Source organism: Chelativorans sp. J32, from assembly GCF_000518985.1.
Taxonomy (GTDB): Bacteria; Pseudomonadota; Alphaproteobacteria; order Rhizobiales; family Rhizobiaceae; genus Chelativorans.
The window spans coordinates 330,506-350,526 of the sequence record NZ_JAEQ01000002.1; the positions used below are offsets into that span (position 1 = coordinate 330,506).

22 protein-coding genes and 1 tRNA gene are annotated in these 20,021 nt (G+C 58.5%); 8 read left to right on the forward strand and 15 right to left on the reverse strand.

What is annotated here, in order from left to right:
- Positions 1–47 precede the first annotated feature (47 nt).
- Positions 48–419, reverse strand: a complete 372-nt coding sequence (locus CHEJ32_RS27645) for a hypothetical protein (RefSeq protein WP_245260971.1) — start codon at positions 417–419, stop codon at positions 48–50.
- A 253-nt stretch (positions 420–672) separates the two neighbouring features.
- Here CHEJ32_RS27645 and CHEJ32_RS0104855 point away from each other — a divergent pair, with 253 nt between their 5' ends.
- A complete protein-coding gene (locus CHEJ32_RS0104855; protein WP_028032854.1) occupies positions 673–1,761 on the forward strand; it encodes an AbrB family transcriptional regulator in 1,089 nt (362 codons plus the stop codon).
- Between the two features lie 19 nt (positions 1,762–1,780).
- On the opposite strand, the gene CHEJ32_RS0104860 is transcribed toward CHEJ32_RS0104855, so the two are convergent.
- The 7 genes from CHEJ32_RS0104860 to CHEJ32_RS0104890 all read right to left on the reverse strand — a co-directional run bounded on the left by CHEJ32_RS0104860 (position 1,781) and on the right by CHEJ32_RS0104890 (position 10,246).
- Positions 1,781–3,160 (reverse strand): nucleotide sugar dehydrogenase, encoded by a 1,380-nt coding sequence (locus CHEJ32_RS0104860; RefSeq protein ID WP_051469450.1) that lies wholly within the window; start codon positions 3,158–3,160, stop codon positions 1,781–1,783.
- Positions 3,161–3,231: 71 nt separating this feature from the next.
- Positions 3,232–4,242, reverse strand: coding sequence for an NAD-dependent epimerase/dehydratase family protein (locus CHEJ32_RS0104865; RefSeq protein ID WP_028032856.1), 1,011 nt, complete (start codon positions 4,240–4,242; stop codon positions 3,232–3,234).
- A complete protein-coding gene (locus CHEJ32_RS0104870; protein WP_028032857.1) occupies positions 4,239–5,414 on the reverse strand; it encodes an HlyD family secretion protein in 1,176 nt (391 codons plus the stop codon). The genes CHEJ32_RS0104865 and CHEJ32_RS0104870 overlap by 4 nt, the downstream gene beginning before the upstream one ends.
- Positions 5,414–6,664, reverse strand: a complete 1,251-nt coding sequence (locus tag CHEJ32_RS0104875) for a glycosyltransferase (RefSeq protein WP_028032858.1) — start codon at positions 6,662–6,664, stop codon at positions 5,414–5,416. The genes CHEJ32_RS0104870 and CHEJ32_RS0104875 overlap by 1 nt, the downstream gene beginning before the upstream one ends.
- 59 nt (positions 6,665–6,723) lie before the next feature.
- Positions 6,724–7,986, reverse strand: coding sequence for a glycosyltransferase (locus tag CHEJ32_RS0104880; protein ID WP_028032859.1), 1,263 nt, complete (start codon positions 7,984–7,986; stop codon positions 6,724–6,726).
- Positions 7,986–9,380, reverse strand: coding sequence for a hypothetical protein (locus tag CHEJ32_RS26125; RefSeq protein WP_028032860.1), 1,395 nt, complete (start codon positions 9,378–9,380; stop codon positions 7,986–7,988). Before CHEJ32_RS26125 ends, CHEJ32_RS0104880 begins: the two co-directional genes overlap by 1 nt.
- Before the next feature lie 479 nt (positions 9,381–9,859).
- Positions 9,860–10,246, reverse strand: coding sequence for a rhodanese-like domain-containing protein (locus CHEJ32_RS0104890; protein ID WP_028032861.1), 387 nt, complete (start codon positions 10,244–10,246; stop codon positions 9,860–9,862).
- 203 nt (positions 10,247–10,449) lie between these two features.
- On the opposite strand from CHEJ32_RS0104890, the gene CHEJ32_RS0104895 reads away from it, so the two are divergent.
- A complete protein-coding gene (locus tag CHEJ32_RS0104895; RefSeq protein ID WP_028032862.1) occupies positions 10,450–10,779 on the forward strand; it encodes a hypothetical protein in 330 nt (109 codons plus the stop codon).
- Between the two features lie 176 nt (positions 10,780–10,955).
- Positions 10,956–11,552 (forward strand): GntR family transcriptional regulator, encoded by a 597-nt coding sequence (locus CHEJ32_RS23920; protein WP_156936609.1) that lies wholly within the window; start codon positions 10,956–10,958, stop codon positions 11,550–11,552.
- Between the two features lie 222 nt (positions 11,553–11,774).
- On the opposite strand, the gene CHEJ32_RS0104910 is transcribed toward CHEJ32_RS23920, so the two are convergent.
- From CHEJ32_RS0104910 to CHEJ32_RS23930, 3 genes are all read right to left on the reverse strand, one after another.
- Positions 11,775–12,014: a hypothetical protein gene (locus tag CHEJ32_RS0104910; RefSeq protein WP_034657848.1), complete on the reverse strand. Its 240-nt coding sequence runs from the start codon at positions 12,012–12,014 to the stop codon at positions 11,775–11,777.
- Positions 12,011–12,715, reverse strand: coding sequence for an SOS response-associated peptidase (locus CHEJ32_RS23925; protein ID WP_051469454.1), 705 nt, complete (start codon positions 12,713–12,715; stop codon positions 12,011–12,013). The genes CHEJ32_RS0104910 and CHEJ32_RS23925 overlap by 4 nt, the downstream gene beginning before the upstream one ends.
- A 253-nt stretch (positions 12,716–12,968) precedes the next feature.
- Entirely contained in the window at positions 12,969–13,205 is a 237-nt protein-coding gene (locus CHEJ32_RS23930; protein WP_034657851.1) for a hypothetical protein, read from the reverse strand.
- A gap of 102 nt (positions 13,206–13,307) precedes the next feature.
- On the opposite strand from CHEJ32_RS23930, the gene CHEJ32_RS0104925 reads away from it, so the two are divergent.
- Positions 13,308–13,757 (forward strand): hypothetical protein, encoded by a 450-nt coding sequence (locus CHEJ32_RS0104925; protein WP_028032864.1) that lies wholly within the window; start codon positions 13,308–13,310, stop codon positions 13,755–13,757.
- A gap of 548 nt (positions 13,758–14,305) precedes the next feature.
- Here the strand turns inward: CHEJ32_RS0104925 and CHEJ32_RS0104930 are convergent.
- Together CHEJ32_RS0104930 and CHEJ32_RS0104935 are read right to left on the reverse strand one after the other, a co-directional pair.
- Complete coding sequence (locus CHEJ32_RS0104930) at positions 14,306–14,911, reverse strand: BRCT domain-containing protein (protein WP_034657852.1); 606 nt, start codon at positions 14,909–14,911, stop codon at positions 14,306–14,308.
- Between the two features lie 105 nt (positions 14,912–15,016).
- On the reverse strand, positions 15,017–15,223 hold the full coding sequence (locus CHEJ32_RS0104935) for a hypothetical protein (protein ID WP_198023817.1): 207 nt from the start codon (positions 15,221–15,223) through the stop codon (positions 15,017–15,019).
- Between the two features lie 413 nt (positions 15,224–15,636).
- On the opposite strand from CHEJ32_RS0104935, the gene CHEJ32_RS27030 reads away from it, so the two are divergent.
- The 4 genes from CHEJ32_RS27030 to CHEJ32_RS27995 all read left to right on the forward strand — a co-directional run bounded on the left by CHEJ32_RS27030 (position 15,637) and on the right by CHEJ32_RS27995 (position 18,346).
- The gene (locus CHEJ32_RS27030; protein ID WP_028032868.1) at positions 15,637–15,945 is read left to right on the forward strand and encodes a hypothetical protein; all 309 of its coding nucleotides are present in this window, start codon (positions 15,637–15,639) and stop codon (positions 15,943–15,945) included.
- A gap of 623 nt (positions 15,946–16,568) precedes the next feature.
- A complete protein-coding gene (locus tag CHEJ32_RS27990; protein ID WP_028032871.1) occupies positions 16,569–16,844 on the forward strand; it encodes an HNH endonuclease in 276 nt (91 codons plus the stop codon).
- Positions 16,845–16,979: 135 nt separating this feature from the next.
- Positions 16,980–17,237 (forward strand): hypothetical protein, encoded by a 258-nt coding sequence (locus CHEJ32_RS26580; RefSeq protein WP_084032678.1) that lies wholly within the window; start codon positions 16,980–16,982, stop codon positions 17,235–17,237.
- 332 nt (positions 17,238–17,569) lie between these two features.
- The gene (locus CHEJ32_RS27995; protein WP_371179786.1) at positions 17,570–18,346 is read left to right on the forward strand and encodes a tyrosine-type recombinase/integrase; all 777 of its coding nucleotides are present in this window, start codon (positions 17,570–17,572) and stop codon (positions 18,344–18,346) included.
- On the opposite strand, the gene CHEJ32_RS0104975 is transcribed toward CHEJ32_RS27995, so the two are convergent.
- Together CHEJ32_RS0104975 and CHEJ32_RS27035 are read right to left on the reverse strand one after the other, a co-directional pair.
- Positions 18,306–18,381, reverse strand: a tRNA-Glu gene (locus CHEJ32_RS0104975). The two genes, CHEJ32_RS27995 and CHEJ32_RS0104975, sit on opposite strands and share 41 nt — an antisense overlap.
- A gap of 142 nt (positions 18,382–18,523) precedes the next feature.
- Entirely contained in the window at positions 18,524–19,378 is an 855-nt protein-coding gene (locus CHEJ32_RS27035) for a D-Ala-D-Ala carboxypeptidase family metallohydrolase (RefSeq protein WP_245260974.1), read from the reverse strand.
- Positions 19,379–20,021 lie beyond the last annotated feature (643 nt).

Here is a 20,021-nt window from a genome sequence, read left to right on the forward strand (position 1 = left end):
CTCGACTCGGACCAGCAGGAGCGCGCTCTCTATTTCATGGCCGGCTATCAGGCGGCTGAGGGTACCTCCGGAACCTCGGCGAGTGCGGGCAGCAGTGCTATGCCTGGCTCCAGCGATAGGTCGGCCGCTGCCGACACCGGCATGTCCGGCTCCAGCACGACCTCTGGCTCGCCCAATACTACTGCTTCTGCAGATACAGGCGCTGCCGGTTCCAGCACGACCCCGGGCAGCACGTCAGGTTCCACCAACACGACTGCCTCCGCAGATACGGGTGCCGCAGGCTCGAGCACGACCACTCCTGGAAGCACAGCCGGGGGTGCGGACACAACCGCATCCACCAGCACGCGTGCACCGGGCACCGACACAACCACGACCGCCGGCACTTCCACCAGCAGTGGCGGATCCAGTCTGAGCAGCATGGGGATCCACGAGATACCTGTCCAGAGCGTAATGAGTTTCTGCCAAAGCAGCCCGGATGCAAGCCTTTCCGAGGCGATCAACCAGCAGTCCGGCACGGGCGGAGCCCAGTAAGGCGCGCATTTGCCGTCAAAAACCCGCCGCTCCAGCGGCGGGTTTCTTTTTTATATTTATTGATGAGAACGGCTTCCCAAAACGTCACGGGAAGTATTCTCGCTGCCTTGTCTTTTGAGTTGGGACGTCTATGACCAGAACATGGATTCTCCCACACCGCAAACTCAGGAAAAACTGGAAAGGGCTTCGCCAGCCTTCCAATGGCTGCTTCTTCTGGTTTTATCCGCGGTGCTCTCTGGCCTTCTCGAAATCTTGCAGCTCCCGGCTGCCATGCTGCTTGGACCAATGCTCTCGGCCGCCATCCTCGGCATGCACGGCGCCACCATAAGGGTCCCGCGGCCAGCGTTTGGCACATCGCAGTGCGTGATCGGGATACTCATTGCCATGGCGATCGAGCTGCCGATTTTGGCTGCCCTTGCCAATGAATGGCCTCTCGTCCTGTCGATCGTGGTGAGCACGGTTGCTGCCTCCAGCTTTCTCGGCTGGCTGATCAGCCGCTGGGGAATCCTTCCCGGCAGTACCGCCGTGTGGGGCTCTGCCCCGGGCGCGGCAACGGCAATGGTGCTCATGGCAGCCGCCTTTGGGGCAGACCAGAGACTGGTTGCCTTCATGCAATATCTACGGGTCATGATGGTGGCGCTCGCCGCGGCGATGATCGCAAGCGTCATCGGGGCAAGCCCGGATGCTGGAGCAAGTGAGCAGGCGGCGTGGTTTCCTGCTCTTCACTGGCCGGAGTTTGCCGTCACGCTCGCCGTGGTGCTGGCGGGAAGTGTAGTGGGGCGGCTGCTTCGCTTGCCATCGCCCTTCTTTCTAGGTTCAATGATATTGGGCGTGGCGCTGCATCTGGGCGCGGGCGTCGAATTCCAGCTTCCACCTTGGCTTCTCGCTGCCAGCTACGCCCTTATCGGCTGGGCGATCGGCCTCAACTTCACTCGAGCGATCGTCAAGCACGCATTCCGCGCGCTGCCTCAGATCCTCGGAGCAATCCTGATTCTGATGGCGTTCTGCTGCGGCCTCGCGCTCCTGCTCAACCAGTCGCTCGGCATTGACCTGCTCAGTGCCTATCTCGCAACCAGCCCAGGCGGCATGGATTCCGTCGCTATCATCGCCGCTGCTTCCAAGGACGTGAACATGTCCTTCATCATGGCCATGCAGATGGCGCGTTTCCTTTTCGTCCTTCTGTTCGGCCCCGCGATAGCAAGGTTCGTTGCCCGGACCGTGAAGGTCTGAGCCTCTGCCCTGCCACTGCCTAGGCCCGCAGGAGGATATGACTGGCCGGTGCCCCTGCGCGACAGGCGTTTCTGGTGTCGATGATAATGGGAACCTCATTTACCACGAGACCATAGTCGACATTCGAGTGGTCGACGCAGATCACCGCGGCGGCATAGCTCTCCAGAATCTTGGGATCCAGCGGCACCGAGGATCTTCCCACCAATGCCGGATGAGCGCGGCTGCTGGGCAGGGAGGGCACATATGGGTCGTGATAATCCACAATCGCCCCGCGCTCCTCCAAAAGTTCCATTATCCTGAATGCCGGACTTTCCCGGGTATCGTCGACGTCCTTTTTATAGGCGACGCCCAATATCAGCACTCTTGTATCCTTCAACCCGCGCCCCGATTGCTGGTTGAGTGCATGTGCCAGCCTGTCGACCACGTGACCCGGCATGGCCGTGTTGATTTCACCTGCAAGTTCTATGAAGCGCGTCGCGATGCCGTATTCACGCGCTTTCCAGGTGAGATAGAAGGGGTCGATCGGAAGACAATGTCCTCCCAGACCCGGGCCGGGATAGAAAGGCATGTAGCCGAAGGGCTTCGTCTTTGCCGCCTCGATCACCTCCCAGATATCGATGCCCATCCGCTCGAAGAGAAGCTTCAACTCATTGACCAGCGCGATGTTCACCGTGCGGAATATGTTTTCGGTAAGCTTGACCGCCTCGGCGGTTTCGGCGGAAGAGACGGGAACGGTTCTTGCGATAATGCGCGAGTAGAACTTGCAGGCCAGTTCAAGGGCATCGGCGCCGTCACCGCCGACGACTTTCGGGATCGTTGTGGTCGTGAAGCTCGAATTGCCGGGATCCTCCCGTTCCGGAGAGTAGGCCAGGAAGAAATCGTCTCCGGAGCGGAGCCCGCTTTGTTCCAGGATTGGACGCAGGACTTCGCGCGTTGTGCCTGGATAGGTGGTGGATTCGAGAACGATCAATTGACCGGGCCGAAGATTCGCCGCGATCGCCTCCGCCGTCGAGACGACGAATGAAAGGTCGGGCTCTCTCTGACGCGTCAGCGGCGTGGGTACGCAGATCAGCGCCACATCCACATCGCGGATCCGGCTCAAATCTGAGGTCGGTACGAACCTGCCGTCCGCCACGAGGGGCGCGACCATCTCATTGGGGATGTGGCGAATATAGGACCGACCTTCCATAAGCTCGCTGATCTTGAGGGGATCGATGTCGAAACCCACCACGTCATAGCCGGCGCTTGCTATCGCCGGAACGAGCGGCAGCCCGACATAACCGAGCCCGAGGACGCCGATGCGGGCACTGCATGTTTCGATGCGTTCGCGCAACACGCCGGCAAGACTTTGCTCGTGGACATCGATATTGGAGAGGAGAACGTTGCCGATGATGTTCATGGGTGCAGTTTCCTTACCTCTGAAGAGCTGTTGGGAATGGGCCGGCCTGCTTCCGGTTCTCAGGAGCAGCCTTACCCCGCCGAAGCCATGGGAACGCGCTCGTCCGTGCCGTGATAAGAGCGGAACCAGGAGACGAATCTCGGGAGACCGTCGTCGATGCTCACGCGCGGCTCGAAGCCGCAGCAGCGATTTATGGCCTCAATGTCGGCGAAGGTTTCCTTCACGTCGCCCGGCTGCATGGGCTCGAAGATCAGTTGAGCCTTACGCCCGATCGCGCTTTCCAGAACGGAAACGAATCTCAACAGCGGCTCGGCGCGATGATTGCCGATATTGAAGACGCGTGCGGGAACTTCACCGCGCGCCGCCGCCGGAGGATTGTCCAGAACGCCGAGCACGCCGCTGACGATATCGTCGATATAGGTGAAGTCTCGCCGCATATCCCCGTTGTTGAAGACGCGGATCGGCTGACCAGCCAGGATCGCCTCGGTGAAGAGATAGGCCGCCATGTCCGGTCTTCCCCACGGCCCATAGACGGTAAAGAAGCGCAGTCCCGTGGTCGGGATCCGGTAAAGGTGGCTGTAGGCATAGGAGATCAACTCTCCGGCACGTTTTGTGGCGGCATAAAGCGAAACCGGCGTATCGACTCGGTCTTCGACGGCAAATGGCAGTTTTGAATTGGCACCATAGACCGAGCTCGAGCTCGCATAGACGAGGTGCTGCAGACGGGGAAGCCGGCGGCCGAGTTCCAGAATGGCCAGATGGCCGGTCACATTGCTTTCGGTATAGGCGAATGGTGCGGTAAGCGAATGACGGACGCCGGCCTGGGCCGCAAGATGAACGATGGCCTCGATGGCGGGATAGCGGTCGGCCAGAGCCATGATGGATTCCCGATCCGCGATATCGAGTTTGACAAAGGTGAACTGCGGATTTTCTTCGAGCAAGCTCAGGCGTGCCCGCTTCAGGGCGGGGTCGTAATAGTGGTTGAGGTTGTCGATGCCGATGACGTCCTCCCCACGAGCCATCAGGGCAGCTGCCACATGCGAGCCGATGAAGCCGGCCGCTCCGGTCACGATCGTGGTCATCTGATCTGCACTCCCGTATCTGTCTGCCGTACCAGCCGTGCTCCCCGAATGCCGGACACGCTCTCGCCCGCATCGTCATGGTGAGAGGCGGTGGATCCAGCGGAGATGCCCTGTTCCTCGCTGGCTCCGCCTGTCACGCGTTCGTACGTCGCGGTGAGCAGGCGCTTCAGCCATGCCGGAGGCCACCCAACGGCGCTCAGCTTCGTCTTCGCGAAAAGGGCGGGGCGCCCCTGGCCCGGGTCGAACTCGACCCGCACGATCTGCGCGCGCGACACCGGCTGGAACGTATTCTGGAACTCTTCGGGCAGTTGACCTGCCACCGGATAAAGCCGGCCGACCTTGCCGAAATAAGTGTTCAGACCGACCTTTATCTTGATCGGATCGCCTGGTTGGAGGGAATAGAGCGCTCCTTCGGGCACATAGGCGAGGATGTAGGAATCACCGGTGAACAGCTCCATCAGCGGCTCGCCCGGCTGCACGACGCTTCCCTGAGCGACATGCAGGTAGCCGACCACACCGTTATCGGGTGCCTTCAGGACACCGTCGGCATAAACGTCCCGCAGCCGCTTTATCGCCTCTTTGGAGGCAGTCACGGCAGCGTTCAGCTCCGGCATGTTGTCGTCAATCGTCTTCTGCTCGGCTTCAATCTTCATTTGCTCGAGAGCACTTTCGATCTCGCTCTTCAGCAAATCCGCGCGTCTGACATTGTCGATCAGGCCCTGGTCGCGCAAAGTCTCGCTCGCCCGCCGGGCGGCGTGCGCTTCGGTGTAACGGCGCTGCGTCATGGGATAGATCGCCTTGTAGACCTGATTGCGCACCTCCAGATCCGTGGCGCGGCTGATGCCGTTGACCATGTCGGAATAGAGCTGCGCCAGCGTCTCTTCGATCTTTTGCGAACGAACCTGGGCCAGGATCTCCCCGGTCTCGATCGGAGAGCCTTCCTCGACATTGAGCTTGCTGACCTCGGCCGGATACTGGGTGGCGAGGACGACGCGATTGCGCATTACCAGGCCTTCGGCTCGGAAATAGACGAGATCACCAATGAACATGTCGGCGATCCATAGAAGCAATCCGCACAACAGACCCAGATAGATCCAGCGGCCCCAGGAACGGCCGCGGCGACGGACCTCATTCTGAAGTGTGTCATAGCGTGGTCGACGACGAAGCCTCATCAGAACCTCCACATCTGGCTCAGAACCTTCGTGGGAACGAAGGTGGAGCGATAGGACCGGTCGAATCCAAGTTCTTGGACGAAGGCCCAGACACGGATCGGATTGAGCACATAGGCGCAATAAACGCCGTAGCCGAATGTGTAGGGCAGCAAGCGCAGAAATGAGGAATTTCTGGAGATCGCCAGCGTCACCACGAAGGTGAGGACGCCCACCAATGCGTAAATTAATCCGGCTGCCAGGAGGACCGGAATCGCGAAGGGTCCGTAGGCAGCAAGCAGCCATAGGACATAAACGACAAAAGCGAAGGGAAGAGCGATCGAAAATATTAGGATGTCGAACGTGCTGACGATGTCGCGCAGCGATAGGCGAGAAGCAAGCGGGGAGAGGAGCATCAGGAACTTGCGCAAATGCAGCCGGGCGAGATCGCCTTCCCAGCGCAGGCGCTGCTGTATCAGCCCCTGCATCGTCGCCGGAGCATCCGTCAGCGCCCACGCATGCGGGGCAAAGTCCAGCTTCCATCCTGCACGCCGAAGCTTGAGGGTAAGATCGGCGTCTTCGCCAGGGCCTGCATCCCAGCCTCCGACCGAGGCAAGAGCTTCCCGCCTGAATGCCGCAAAGGCTCCTGACACGACGGGCAGGATGGAAAGCATAACGCTGACCCGGCGACCGAGCGAAATTCCGATCGCGTATTCGATCGCCTGCATCGTCGCGAGAATGGACCCGGCCGAATTGCGAACGCCGATATTACCGCCCACGGCGCCTACGCCCGGGTCGATGAAGGGAACAAGCAGTGCTTCGATCGCATCGCGATCGAAGGTCGTATCGACATCGGCGGCAATGATGATTTCACCGGTGCAGTAATGCGATCCAAGATTGAGGGCAGCGCTCTTGCCACCGCGCAGACCCGTCGAAATGACGACGTCGATCTGCCCGCGTCTCTGCAATTCCTGTGCTACGCGGGGGGTGTTGTCCGTGGAACCGTCATCCACCAGCACGATCTGCAGTTTCGGCCAGGTCTGTTCGCGCAAAGAGGCGACGGTCTTGGCGATACCCTCGGCGCCGTTATGGCAGGGTAGCACGATGCTAACGGACAATGCCTTGCGAGGGCCGGCGGCTATCCTGAGTGGTTCCGGTCGCGCGAAACCCGCCGTGAGGTTTGCGATCAGATACCGCGGCCCCTCGAAGAAGATGAGGAACCAGAACATTGCGGCAAAGCTCGCTGCGTCAAGGCTCGTAAGAAACGACAGCATTTGTCATCTCTCCCGTTCATGCTTTTCTGACGCCATCGGCGCTAGGGGATCGGCCAGCATCAGAAGCGCTCCGCCTGATTGAGGACCCTGCTGGGCACGTAGGTGTCGCTGTAGGAGCGGCGGAAAAGCAGCTCGTCGAGATAGGCGTAAACCGCGACGGCGCGCAGGATGTAGGCGTTGAAGAGAGCATAGCCGGGAACGTAGGGCAGCAGATGCAAGCGCCCGTAGTGCTCAGATACCGAGGCTGCGATGATGAAGGAGATGAGGGCGCTCAGCATATAGATGATGGTGACCGTGCCGAGGACGACCCATGCGAATGCGCCAAAATAGGCGAAGAGCCAGATTATATAGATGAAGAAGCTGGCCGGCAGGATCGCTTGGAAATAGATAATGTCCAGCGTGCCGAGGGCATTGCCGGCGGAAAAGTTGCGCCTTGAGAGATCGAACATCCGCGCAAATTTGCGCACCCGCACGCGAACCAGCGTACGGTTCCAGCGCAGACGCTGGCGAACCAACCCTAGGAGCGTGTCGGGCACGTCAGTCAATGCCCATGCATCGGGCTGGAAACGCACTTTCCAGCCGGCACGGCGCAGCTTTACCGTGATGTCGGCATCCTCGCCGGGACCCACTTCCCAGCCACCGACCGAGAGCAGGGCTTCGCGCCGGAATGCCCCAAATGCACCCGACACGATGAAGACCACGTCGAGCATGTTGGTTATGCGGCGACCCAATGAGATCGAGAGCAGGTACTGGATCGCCTGGAATCTGGCAATGATGGATGCATCGGGGTTGCGGACAGCTATATTGCCGGCAACCGCACCAACCGTGGGATCACGAAAGGGCTCGGTTACGCGCTCCAATGCGTCGCGATCGAAGCTGGTGTCGATATCCGCGATGATAACGACGTCGCCCGTGCAATAATTCAGGCCAAGATTAGCGGCTGCGCTTTTGCCTCCCCGGAGACCGGTCGAGAGGAAAACGTCGACGAGACCTTCGGCCTTCAGTCGCTGACCAACCGCCATCATGTTGTCGGTCGACCCATCGTCGACGACGACGATCTGCAGTGCTCCGCGCGTCTGATCACGAAGGCCGACGACGGTTTGGCGCAGCGATGCGGCCTCGTTGTGCCCGGGCATGAGGACACTTATCGAAAGGGCAGGGGCGCTGTCCCTGCGATGGCTGGAACGGACGGCCTCGACCGCTCCCACGGCGAATATGGCTATGAGGAAGCGCGGCACCTCAAAGACCAGCATATGCCAGAACATCGACAGGAAAGTCGGCAGATCCAGTTGATCGACAAAATGGATGCTGTCGCCGGGCATTAGTTCAAATCCCGCAACAGCGTGCCGATCTCTTCGCGCCCAAAAAGTTCGAATTTGAGTTCGGGTTTTGATTTCAAAGTACTGCCGATCTGCTCACGGATCCGCTGAAGTTTCGCCTCTGCCTCCGTCCGCTCCGTTTCGCTCATGCAGGCGACGACGCCGGTGGGAAGTGCGGAAACGACATCGCTGTCCCCGAGATTTTGCTTCACCAATTCGAGCAGGAACTGGCAGATCTCAACGACGCCGCGGCGTCCGACTTCCTGCGTGAGCGCATCGGTATCGACCGTCATGGTCCAAGCCGTCAACGGCCGCTGGTGCTGCTCCGCCACCGACAAGGCGTGGGTCACGACCAGACAAAAATCGCGAAGTGAATAACCGGTCCCGGGCCATATGTCCGCGTGAGGCAACGCACCTGCACGCAGGGCAGCCAATCCGTCGGCCAGCAATTCGTAATGATACCAATCTCGTTTGGCGGCATGATCTCCTGCGGTGTAGGTGCCGCATCGCGTGCAGATGAACCCCACCTCAGGCTCGGCCATCGTGCCCCCGCAGGCCAGGCATTCCGTCACGAAGCCAGGCTTGTCGTAATCAACACCGTAGTGGCGCAGCAGCTTGTGACATTTCGGACAGACATAGCCGTCTCTGTGCTCGAAGGCCGTTTGGGCAGCCTGAAAGCCGCAGGAATAGTGGTGGATGAGTGCATGCTCGGCCAGATGGCTCGAGCGGCAGTTGATGCAGGTTTCCCGCGCATGAAGTTGAGACGAATCGCATTGCCCGCAAACATGCAGCCTTTCGTGGAAACGGCGCCGGAGAAAGCCGCCATTTGCCAGGTCCTCTAGAACCGTGCGGGGGTTTTCGACCCCAAATAGCAGAGGGTAGCCGACCAATTCGGGCGAACATGGTTGCCACCGCGCCTTGATCGCGGTGCTGCGGGTATAGGCAAGCGCAAGGGCGAGCAATCCGTTTCGGTCGGCTCCTGGGGGAATGGATGGGAGTGCCCCAACCCTGGCTGCAAGAGGTGTGAGCGATGAGATCGCCCCCGCGATTGCTGACGCGGTGGGCTGCTCGACTACGGCATCAGCGCGTGAAGCGAACACATCCGTAACGGAGATCAGCGGGGCTGCAGGATTTCCGCAGCGAGGCAGCAGTTCCTCAAAGACGTCCTTTGCCGCAGGGCTTAAAGCGATGAAGAAATCAAAGTCGCTCTCAGGGTCCAGGACGAATTCTATCCTAGCCGTCGATCGAAGGTTTTTCCGTTGTTCGTCATCCAGCAGACATAAAATTCGCCAGCTTTTGCCGGCCGCATTGCTAGGTGATCTCAAAAGCAAAGGCGCGCCAGGGCCGGTTATCACTCCCAGCCGCTCGCCCGCGATGTCGGCTTTCCAAATCGTCAATGAGGCTCTCCTCAGACTCTGCTTCCAATCCCCGGCCGCCAGTGACGTGTCGATTGCTGTGGATTACTGGAAGAAATCAGTATTTATTTTGCGCATTCTGGCGCAATACTCTATTGTTCGGTGTCTTTAGTTAGTTTTTCTGAGAGATGTATATGTTATATTTATGCGCGCATAACGCAAGAAAACTATTTCGGTATAAATGGGGGGCTATGCTGCGAAAAGTTCTATGCACCTTCCGGCTGTTTGTAATCTAAAAGGCTGGGTGGAGAGGGTAGTGGAGCCGCATCCAGCGCAAACTGGATGGCCAAGTGCCCCCGGGGCAGGAGTTCTCTCCCCCTTCCGGATTAGTCAGCGCATCATATTCACCTGCTGTAGCGTAGGAAAGCAGACGTCTTCTTCCGCTTTGCCTCCGACGAACGCGAAGCCGCGTCAGTCACGATCGAGCCTCGCGCGCTTGGACAATGGTTACCGAAGAATTTTTAAGCCGACGGTTTCTCGACCTCGCCGCCCGCGGCTTCCCAGTCCTTGAAGGCCCCCAGATTGTAGACCTGTTCATAGCCCATATCCTTCAGGACCTTCCCGCTCAGGGCAGAACGACCACCGGATGCGCAGTAGAGAATTATTGGCCGGTCCTTGCTGAAGGATTTGTCGTGATAGGGCGTGTCCGCGTCGGCGCGAAATTCCAGCATCCCGCGCGAGACGTTCAGCGCGCCCTTTACCTTGCCGCCGGCTTGAAGCTCTGGAGCATCCCTCACATCCACGACGAGGGCGTCCTCTTGAGCAATCAACCTCCGAGCTTCGTCAGGCGTGATTTTCGGGACGGCTGCGTTTGCGGTTGCAAGCAATTCTTTGACGCTGGTCGCCATTCGATCCTCCCTCACATATGAAGAGAGAATACTCGCTTGGAAGTGATAGGGCTATGCACTCGTTGTAATGACCGGGACATTATCCTGTCGATGGTCCTCTCCGCCGAGTACATCGTAGTGGAGGAACGGCCTCTATTATGCTGCGTGTTGTTTGCGGCTTATTGCTGAGGCATTGCATTTCCGCTCGCCGAATGGAGGGCCCAATGAATCCGGATGATGAGCAACTCGTAGAAATTCTGTTTCGCAACGGCACTATAACCGTCGTTGGCATTCTGCTTTCGTTTTCTCTCACCTTCGTTATCCAGTGGGTCAACAATCCGATTCCGTGGCAACTCGCAGACGTGCCCACATTGATGCTGTTGACGGCTGGGATCGTGCATCAAGGCCTCGCATTGAGGAAGTTGCTTCATCACGATTCCTTGCAGCGCCGCGTCTATGACGGTGCCCATCGCCTCTTCGAGCGCGGCGTCGTCATGACCAGCGCAGGGGTATTTTCAGCCATTGTGGTGGACTTCATCGGGCTCGTTACTTGACGAATTCCCCAACTTTAGGTTGGACAGCGCGTGTGCTGCGCGTTGCCGTGCAGGCGTCAGGCAAGGTTGCATCGAGGGGGAGAATGGAACATGACAGGTTCTGATAAGGGCAGAGAGTGCAACTACTGCCGGCAGCCCGCGGAGGAGGCGCCGGAAACTGGAAACGGGATTTGATCATGAGCATCGCCGCCGCGGGCAAGGATGCGGACTCGATTTTGAGCGGACCGCTGACAGCGCGCCGCACCATACAGGAAGTGGTGTACCAGCGGCTGAGTTATGCTCTGATGACCGGCCAGTTCGACCCGGGCGCAACCCTGACCATCTCCTACTTGTCAGAGCTTTTTGGCACCAGCCACATGCCGGTGCGCGAGGCGTTGCGGCGGCTGACGGCGGAGAATGCGCTGGAGACCACGACGACCGGTTCCTCCCGCGTTCCGCTCGTCACGCGAGCCCGCCTTGACGACATTTGCGAGGCGCGGGTGGTGGTGGAACGTGCTGCGGTAGAGCGCAGCATAGGAAATATCGATCCGCCTTTGCTGCGGGCGCTGGAGCACGCGCTTGCCGACCATATCGCTGCGGGCATCGAAGGGCGTATCCCGATCATGCTGCAGAAGAACCAGGAGTTCCACTTCATCATCTATCGTGCTTCAGGCGCGACGGCTCTGGTGCAACTCATAGAAGCGCTAGGGGCCGATGGAAACCTGTTGTGCGCGATAGCGTCGACTTCCCGCCAGACCTTGCGGCACCTTTTCTTTTCAGCCTCGGTGGCTTGATACCATTCCTTGCGGATGATCACGCGGCAGATCAGCTGTGCCGCTCCTTCTTCTTCGCTATGCATCCACCACATCCCGCCCGTAAAACGATTCGGGGTTGTTCAGGAGCTCTGCGAGCTCGCGAGCTTCGTGCTTGTCCAGATCGATCACCGGCCCGTACTCGTTCGCATAGATCACCTCTTTCAGCCCGCTCCGACGCACCCAGTGCTGGTAGGAACGCTTTCACTTCCCATTCCCAAGGGCGTGCTGTAATCGGTCGACCGCCTTTTCCAAAACGTCAGCGGCCTGTTTGTTGATATAGACGCTGATTTCACCGTCCTCCGTGCCAAAGGTTAGCACTCCGAGGGTGGTGCCGTATTCGTCCTTCACCTCACCGACCTGAATTGCGGTCGGCACATAGGGCTCATGTTTCAACATGACGCTTCCTTTCTCATAGCCGGTGCGCGTAAGTTCGTCGCTCATAGCAATCTCGGCTGTTCGATGCCGGCCGGCATTACCGGTTCGGGCTCATTATCCGGCTCAGGTGGCGCGTTAACGGTCGTCAGCATCTCGTCGGGTAGGGGGCGCTGTAGCGCCTTGGCTTCTTCCCAGGGCGCGGTCATCCACGTTTCGACCTCCTCGCGCGTGGTCAAAATTGCCGGCATTGCTTTCTCATGGATGGGCGCTACCACGCCGTTCGGCTGCGTGGTCAAGAAGCCGTAGAGCTCGAAATCCTGCTCCCCGTCACGTACCCGGCGCACGCCGCGCCATGCCGTCCAGAAGCCCGCAAAAAAGGCGAGGGGGCATTCTTCGTTGAGCGCGAACCAGGCGTTTGGGATCGGGCCGCCATTTGCACGGGCAGGATCTGGCTCAGCGAAGCTCGTGAACGGCACAACGCACCGGCTCTCTATCCCCAGCCAGCGTCGCCAATGAGGAGAGTTGACGTTGCGGATGTTGGTCACACCGCGATCAGCTTTCCCCTTCACGAATTGGGGAGGCGTAGGCATGCCCCAATTAAGCATCGCCAGTTCCCTCACTCCATCGGGCGCGTTCCGCACCACGGGAGCACGGTAATTGGGGTAGACCTGCAGCGACTGCTCATTCCAAGCCTCCCGCAGTCGCAGAAACAGCGTGAACTGCCGGATAGCTTCGTGGTTGGTCGTGGCGTTATAGAGATTGCACACCGCGCTACTCCTTGGCACCAAATCTGGCCCTCGCCTCTGGGGGCGGAAGCCTCATCCATTCTGGATCATGCCCTGTAATGACCCGGATAGAATGACATATCGATTGGTTCAGGTCACGAAGCGCCCGGTAATGATCGCTGTCAGTGCGTAGCAGCGGTCGGCAACAGGCCTCATGCAGCCTTGTCGCTGCGGCTAGAAAGTCTTCCTGCTCAGTCCCGCTCAACGTGGACGGCTTTTTGCGTCGAGAGGCCATTCAAACCTCCTTGGCCCTTTGATGATGCCATTGCCGCGAATAGCCGGACGAAACTGCCGCCCGAGTTAGCGTCAACTCCGCCTGCAATCTCATGTTTGCATCTACGGCGGCGCGCAACGCGGCACGCATGTTGCCGCCGCATTCAGTCAAGAGGGTGTCCATCGACTCCTGAACGGGGTCGGGATCGGCTTTAGCAGGTTGCATCTGTTCCATTGGTTGTGGCTTGGAGGCAACCATCGCCGCCTCCTCTTGTTCTCACATTGTTCTAGTGAACGAAATAAGAACAAAAGAGTCAAGAGGCTCTTGACTGGAGAGGAATTAATTCCTCTTTCATGGAGCATGCCCGAACCGCATTGGCCGAAAAGGAAACAATCATACACGCTGGCGGACGCGGCCAAAGTGAGCCGGTACGCTATGCTGCGCTGTCGCTTCTGCAAAACAGAGCGCTACTACCTGATTGAGGAATTGAGAGTCGCCTTCGGCAACATCGAATGCGACGATGTTCCCTATCGGAACAACTGGCGATGCACGAAATGTGGTCAGCGGAACATGATCGATCTGACGATCGTGGATCCTAGTGCGGCCGAACTGCAAAAAATCAAGCTGCGGCCGCCAAAATCGGGGGAAAGCATCCAAGGGAAGTTCCGTTTCCATTTGGAGCCCACCGGCCTTTTGGAAATCCAGCTAAATGGCGGGCGGTGGGCCGCGGAACTACAGGGACAGACTGTGCGTAGGTTGGTGGCGATCAAAATACTGCGGCGACCGGTTTGGCGGGACGAGCCGTCGTAGGGCCTAGGCCGACCAACGGCGGTGGGCGATCAGCCATTAGTAAGAACGTATGGGGCCAAGCCATTCCTTAATAAAGTGTATTTGGGGCGTCGAATCGCTACCAGGCGAAGCCTCGCCGAGAGTTCCTAATCGAACTTCGATGCCTCTCGATCGCGCACGCTGAACAAATTTCGTGAGCGCCTCAGGTGGATGGAGGAGATACAATCCGCCGTCGTATTTAACGAACGACCGATTTCCAATCTTGGTAATCTGGCGGTCAATCGCAAAAAACACATATTCCCGCCCACTTTTTCCCACTCGGAATCGCCTTCCGACGAGGATGGTGGGCTGCGGCGAAAATCGTGTCTGAGGAGTTCTGTATCGCGCCATGGCACCTCACCACAACCCTTGATGCCGCCTCCAGCAGCGCCGTTCGATTGTCATCTAGGTCGGCTTCCTTGGCGGCCTCTTTCGCCTCATCGGAAAGGGAAGCGTCCTTGGTTGCTCTGCGTGCATCTAGTTCTGAAACCCCTAACTCCCTAGCGTTCGGCGTCCGTCATGGCTGCACTCTATAGATGCCTAACCCAGTGCTCCTCGCTGACAATCCTGACCGGGTGGCCGGCGTCTCTAAATTCAGCCGCTTTCAGGATCTTGTTGCCGAACGCCGAATGCTTCCACGAGTCCGTGGCATAAACCCCTATCACCAAATAGTTGGTCTTCTGCGTGATGCTGCCTGGAACACCGCCGCGCTCTTCTACAGCACGCTCGCAGTCTTTGCGCTGGCCATAGTTGAACGTTCCGGTAAAGCAGAACCGTTGACCTTCGAATTCGATGTGTGGCGCAGGGTTACAGAGTGGCAATGTTGATGACTTCAGCGTTTCACCGAGTTCAAAATCGCGGTTTGAGAACCGATTTAGCGTATCCAGAAGCTCAATTTTCTCGTCTTCATCAACTATTCCGTCTGCGAGTATCTCGTTGATGCGCCTGTAAAGGGTATGAATTAGCGGCTGGCCGCTGATATGAAGATGGGCTGCAAGCCACTTCTGGAGAAATTCGACTTCCTGCTGATTGATCTTGCCATCGGCAGCGAGACCCCGCGCCAGCCCGATTAGCTCGTCAATTTGACGGCCGCTCAACCGTTCGTGGCTGACGTGCAGAATTAGTTCCGGATCCATATCCGCCCCTCCCATTTAGCCCACGCAAAACGTGCCGCAACTTGGGCGAGTGGTCAATCCATGGCTGAGCTCAACGCTGGGCAAATTGTGCGGCAGGGAGGTGAGTCAATCCTTGCCGGCTAGCATCCTCTCAGGATCCTTTGGCCACGGCAGAAAATCGTCATCATAGATGTCGCGGGAGAAGTAGGTCAGCGTATCCTGGCCTTCCTCGGTGTGAAACAGACCGCACTCGTTGAGGAGCCAGCCGATAATCTGATAGGCTTGTCCGAGCTTGGCATCTAATTCTTCGTAAGTAGGCTTGGTCATATTCACTCGCTCGCTCTTGCAATCCTCTTGCGCTTCCAGCGCTCGGCAATTCTGATCTGGTCTTTTCCCGCGGGGGCGATCCGCACCATCGTCAATCCCTCACTGCTCGTCCCACAGTTTGTGACCATGCCCTTATTTAGAAGCAGATCGATTGTTCTTGGGCCTGCCCGCTCGATCTGCTTATACGTCTTTGGCTCCCGCTGCCCTTCGAGCCATCTCAGGATACCCAATACGCGCCCATCGACGGCGGTTGGTGGGCGGTACGAAAGCCACTTCAACTCTTCTAGAACGTCATGGCTGCTAGGCGGGGGCGCTGCCTTTTTTGGCGAGTGCCGGATTACTGCAGGCTCCCTCATGTCCTGCCATATCGCCAGCAGGTCGGCATCTGAGAAAAGGTAGCTGCGCCCGACCCGAGAACAATGGCCGTGCTTTCTGGCGATTTTGATCAATCCGCGGGGAGTGAGCCGCAAGCGTTCTGCAGCTTCGTCGGCAGTGTGGATTTTATCGAGTGGAAAAGACATGCGGGGACATCCGTGCTGGTTCTAGTTTACCGCCCACTCGTCCCCAAACTCCGAGTTGTTCTCCAGCTCATCATCACTGGGAAGCTCATCGAAGAACTTGTCTATGCGACGAATATCCAAACCGTTCTGCTGTTGATCTGCTTTGGCTTCGGCATTCTGCCATCTCTTACCATCAAGTCGAACAGTGCAGGCGACACCCCGATGTAGGCCGCAGCCTCTGTTCTGGACAGCCCTCGAGGCGGCAGATTGCGGGGGAGAGGTGGCGGTTTCTTCATCGGCGCCATGACTTCCACATGACGCGCGCATAAGCAAGTACCTGGAAATAATGCGTTTTCGCCTATTTTCTGTGTCGCAGGCGGAGACCCTCGCCACCGTCAACGTTCTCGCCGGGGGAGAGAAAAATCACGCCAGCAGATTCTAGGGCCGCCCGCATCGCAGATACCGCTTCTTCAGAGACGCTAGCGCGCCGCTGCTTTTCGAAGTCGACGACCGTTGATAGCCCTAATCCCGCAGCTTCGGCGAGCTTCGGCTGTGTCAGCTTAATAAGCGCCCTGGCGGCACGACATTGTGAAGGCGTCATATCTCTATCAACATTTTCTGTTGACACTCTGGATGGATCGATATTTTATGTTGATAACGATTCACGCAGACAATGGCAAGGATGGGATTTGGAGCATGGTGAATAACAGCGGGTGTCTCCTGGCACGCATGGACGATGAAGGCAGACCTGTGCAGTTCTTCACTGCACCAAGCCGAAAGTTAGCTCGGCTCTTTATCCGGGCCATGGCCCTGCGCGGCGAGCGGTATGGCTTGTATCGAGCGGAGGCGGCATGAACAAGCAGCGGAGGCGATTCCTTCGATGGCAGCTCTTCGGTGAGCAGGAAGGCCGCTGCTATTATTGCGGGGAACTGATGTCGCTAAGCTTTGCGAGACGCGATAACATCTGGCCACGTAGCGCCACGCTTGAGCATCTGCATCGTCGGGTGGATGGTGGCGGGAATAATCGCGCGAACCTCGTGCTTGCATGCCTCGAATGCAATGTTCGCCGCGGGGAGCGGGATCCAGAGACCTACCGGCTGCAGCGTTTGGACCGGCGGATGGTGTGACGGTGCGAGATCATGTTTTTTCGAAAAGTCAAGTTGAAAGTGAGATTCTCCTTGACAAAAACAGGTTAAAACGCTTATTGGAACCATCGCTCGTGGTTCCAGCCGCGGGCGATTTTTCGTTTCAGGGGAGGGTGGATGCAACAGCTCCAGCCAAGAGGTTTGCGACGAGCCGCCGCGGCGGCCTATTTGGGCATATCGACATCACAGTTTGACAAGGAAAGGGTGGCTGGAACCATACCGCCGCCGCGCATGATGTTCGGCGTGCAGATTTGGGACCGCGTGGACCTTGACTTGCTTTTCGACGGCAAGGTGAGTGAACCTTCGGCCGCAAATGACAATGTATCGAACGCATGGGACGAACATTGGCAAGGCACCGCAAACCGCGATACGTGAATGCTTACGCCGATCGGCACGGGAAGCTGCGCATTTACTTGCGGAGACCCGGAAAGCCGCAGGTGGCGCTTCCTGGCCCGCTATATAGCGAAGCCTTCTGGACCGCGTACCACAAAGCCATAGAAGGCGAGCCTGTTATCATGCCGGAGGGGAAGACGGCAGGTTCAGTCTCAGCGGCCATCGCCGCGTACTATGGAAGTTCCGAATTCAAGTCGCTGGCGAAGACCACGCAGAGCACCTACCGCAACACGCTCGAACGCTTCCGCAAGGAATATGGCGCCCTTCCTTTGGCGGGGATGCGGACGCAAGATGTCAATCGCATTCTGGCCGGTATGTCGCCGGGAGCGGCTGTGCATCTGCGCAAGAGGCTTAACCAGCTATTCGAGTTTGCGAGTGCCATCGGTTTAACAACTGGCAACCCCGTTAAGGATGCCAAACGCATCCGAAAGAGGACGGTCGGGTATCGCACATGGAGCGAGGCAGATATTGCCGCATATCGTGCGTATTGGGATGATCAGACGCCGCAGCGAATTGCTATGGAGATACTGCTTTATACCGGCCTGCGGCGGGCCGACGCTGTGCGCGTCGGGTGGAAGCATGTCGTTGACGACCGTATCGAGATCGTCGCCAGCAAAACCGGCGTCAACCTTAGCATTCCCATACATGAGGAGCTGTGGCGGTTCATTAAGGACAGACCGCGCACCGATCCCACCTTCATAATCACCGCCTACGGGCAGTCTCGTTCGGAGAAGGCTTTCACCGGCTTCATCACCGACGCGGCGCGAGATGCGGGGATTGAGGGGCAGGCATCGCCTCATGGACTCAGGAAGGCCGCGTGCCGCCGACTCGCAGACGCTGGTGCCTCCGCGCATGAGATCATGGCAATTACTGGCCACACCAAGATTGAGGAGATTCTGACCTACACCAAGGCGGCAGAACAGAAACGACTTTCGCAAGCCGCCATGGTCAAGATGGCGAGTGTCTTTGACATCAAATTGCCTAACCCCGATACCCGGTTAGGCAAAACTGCCGACAACTCGTTGGAAACATTAGCATTAGTAGGAGAAGTGGTACGCCCAACGGGACTCGAACCCGTGTTTCCGCCGTGAAAGGGCGGCGTCCTAGACCGCTAGACGATGGGCGCGCTCCAGACGAGGCGGGTTATAGTGAGCTTCCTGTGTTGGGGCAACCCTGTCGATGCTCAGATCGCAAAGATTTTTTCGCCATAATGCCGGGATGATGACAAGCTGCCGCACTGGAACGCGTTTAAGCGCCGGTTGCTGAGCTCATCTTCCACGGCAACGCCAGTTCCAGTCGCGTTCGGGGCCGACATCCACATGCACTGCATTGGTGTGGCAGTAGGTACCGACACCGCCTCGATTCGGGAGGGAACGCGCAAACCGGGCGAGCTCCCATTTGCTCACACCCTCAACCACGATGTCCGCCGCCGCGCAATTCATGTGCTGGGATCTCGGGGCGCCGCGTACACGCTTGTTATGCTCCGGGCTGCGGTAACCCGATGTCACTACGACCCGCTTTCCGAAACGGCGCTCGATCGTTTTCAGTATATTCACAAGGCCCGGCTTGAAGCAGGAGACGTTGACGCTGTCGCGCTGCTTGAGGAGACCATTTGGCGCGAGGCGCGCGAGACCTGCGGCCGACGCAACCTGGTAGAAACCCTCTTCCTGCTCATAAACGTCAACATCACCATCGTCGCTCTGCGAACCCAGCCGAATCTCGAACAGCTGATCGCCCGGCCGCACGCCCGGCAGCGCGTCCATGCTGTACATCGCTGCCTGCGTTGGTGAAGTGGAAGCAAGCGAAATGATCGGCTTGGCGGGCTCCTCCTTGGCGGTCGCCGCTTCTATCAAGGGCTTTGTTTGCTCGGAGGAGATGGGATTGCTCTTCTCCAGCTCCGCTTTCTCGTCCGGAAAGGGAACTTCGGGTTTCGTAGAGGAAGGTGAGAAGAATGCCGAGAGGAAATTGCGCTTCTGCGAAGCGGGCTGATTCGGTGCTCTGGATTCGGCGACCGCGATCTGATCTTCGGCGTCTTCCGGCTCCGCAGCACTTTCCGTCTTCGCCTCTGATTTCGCCGACGTCTTGGATTCCCTCTCATCTGCAAGCTCGGAGGCGGCCGTCACGCTGCCTGCAGTGTCCCGGTTTGGGCCCGAGGCCTGTTGCCGTGAAGAGGGCTGAGTAGGCGCCGAGGCAAAAAGCCTTGGAAGCAAACTACGTTTGGCCGGCCCGCCTTCGGGACTTTCGGCTGAGGCGGTCGCCTCGGACGGCTGCTCGCTCTGTTGGCCGTCTTGAGCACCGGCGGTTTTCGCTTCTCCGGTACCACCCCTGGCAGCAACCGATTCCGCTTCGCCAGAAGCGGTAGGGATATCGGATGTTTGCTGGTTTGCGATCTGCTGCGGGCGGACTTGCGGCAGAGCCGTCGTTCCTTCGCCCACACCGGTTGCCTCACGATCTCCGCCAGCCGGCGCAGACGTCTCATAATCGGATGCTGGCGCGAGACTTAACTCGGGTTCGGCATCCGAGGCGGAGCAGGAGGCAACCAGGATACAAACTATGGTGCCGCCCAACAGATTGCGCGCGCGCAAGTATCGAATCTTCGCAGCCGATGCCGGCTTACTGGCAGCCAACAGCCTTCCTTCCGGGCAATTCTGGGGAACCCCCCCTCACGATTCGTGCAGGTCCCTCCAAGCACGAAGCGGCGCCAGTGGTAACGAAATTATATCTTCATAGCAATATACTTGGTGCCCAGGCTCGCCCGACACGAAG

Excerpts from the sequence above, each read along its gene's own strand:
- CHEJ32_RS0104875 (WP_028032858.1), bottom strand. The coding sequence starts at position 6,664 with ATGCTGTCGTTTCTTACGAGCCTTGACGCAGCGAGCTTTGCCGCAATG.
- CHEJ32_RS0104860 (WP_051469450.1), bottom strand. The coding sequence starts at position 3,160 with ATGAACATCATCGGCAACGTTCTCCTCTCCAATATCGATGTCCACGAG.
- CHEJ32_RS0104870 (WP_028032857.1), bottom strand. The coding sequence starts at position 5,414 with ATGAGGCTTCGTCGTCGACCACGCTATGACACACTTCAGAATGAGGTC.
- CHEJ32_RS0104865 (WP_028032856.1), bottom strand. The coding sequence starts at position 4,242 with ATGACCACGATCGTGACCGGAGCGGCCGGCTTCATCGGCTCGCATGTG.
- CHEJ32_RS27995 (WP_371179786.1), top strand. The coding sequence starts at position 17,570 with ATGTCGCCGGGAGCGGCTGTGCATCTGCGCAAGAGGCTTAACCAGCTA.
- CHEJ32_RS0104910 (WP_034657848.1), bottom strand. The coding sequence starts at position 12,014 with ATGAGCGACGAACTTACGCGCACCGGCTATGAGAAAGGAAGCGTCATG.
- CHEJ32_RS27645 (WP_245260971.1), bottom strand. The coding sequence starts at position 419 with ATGCTGCTCAGACTGGATCCGCCACTGCTGGTGGAAGTGCCGGCGGTC.
- CHEJ32_RS0104880 (WP_028032859.1), bottom strand. The coding sequence starts at position 7,986 with ATGCCCGGCGACAGCATCCATTTTGTCGATCAACTGGATCTGCCGACT.
- CHEJ32_RS23920 (WP_156936609.1), top strand. The coding sequence starts at position 10,956 with ATGAGCATCGCCGCCGCGGGCAAGGATGCGGACTCGATTTTGAGCGGA.
- CHEJ32_RS27030 (WP_028032868.1), top strand. The coding sequence starts at position 15,637 with ATGGCCGTGCTTTCTGGCGATTTTGATCAATCCGCGGGGAGTGAGCCG.
- CHEJ32_RS0104855 (WP_028032854.1), top strand. The coding sequence starts at position 673 with ATGGATTCTCCCACACCGCAAACTCAGGAAAAACTGGAAAGGGCTTCG.
- CHEJ32_RS23930 (WP_034657851.1), bottom strand. The coding sequence starts at position 13,205 with ATGGTTGCCTCCAAGCCACAACCAATGGAACAGATGCAACCTGCTAAA.
- CHEJ32_RS0104925 (WP_028032864.1), top strand. The coding sequence starts at position 13,308 with ATGCCCGAACCGCATTGGCCGAAAAGGAAACAATCATACACGCTGGCG.
- CHEJ32_RS0104895 (WP_028032862.1), top strand. The coding sequence starts at position 10,450 with ATGAATCCGGATGATGAGCAACTCGTAGAAATTCTGTTTCGCAACGGC.
- CHEJ32_RS26580 (WP_084032678.1), top strand. The coding sequence starts at position 16,980 with ATGCAACAGCTCCAGCCAAGAGGTTTGCGACGAGCCGCCGCGGCGGCC.
- CHEJ32_RS0104890 (WP_028032861.1), bottom strand. The coding sequence starts at position 10,246 with ATGGCGACCAGCGTCAAAGAATTGCTTGCAACCGCAAACGCAGCCGTC.
- CHEJ32_RS0104930 (WP_034657852.1), bottom strand. The coding sequence starts at position 14,911 with ATGGATCCGGAACTAATTCTGCACGTCAGCCACGAACGGTTGAGCGGC.
- CHEJ32_RS27990 (WP_028032871.1), top strand. The coding sequence starts at position 16,569 with ATGAACAAGCAGCGGAGGCGATTCCTTCGATGGCAGCTCTTCGGTGAG.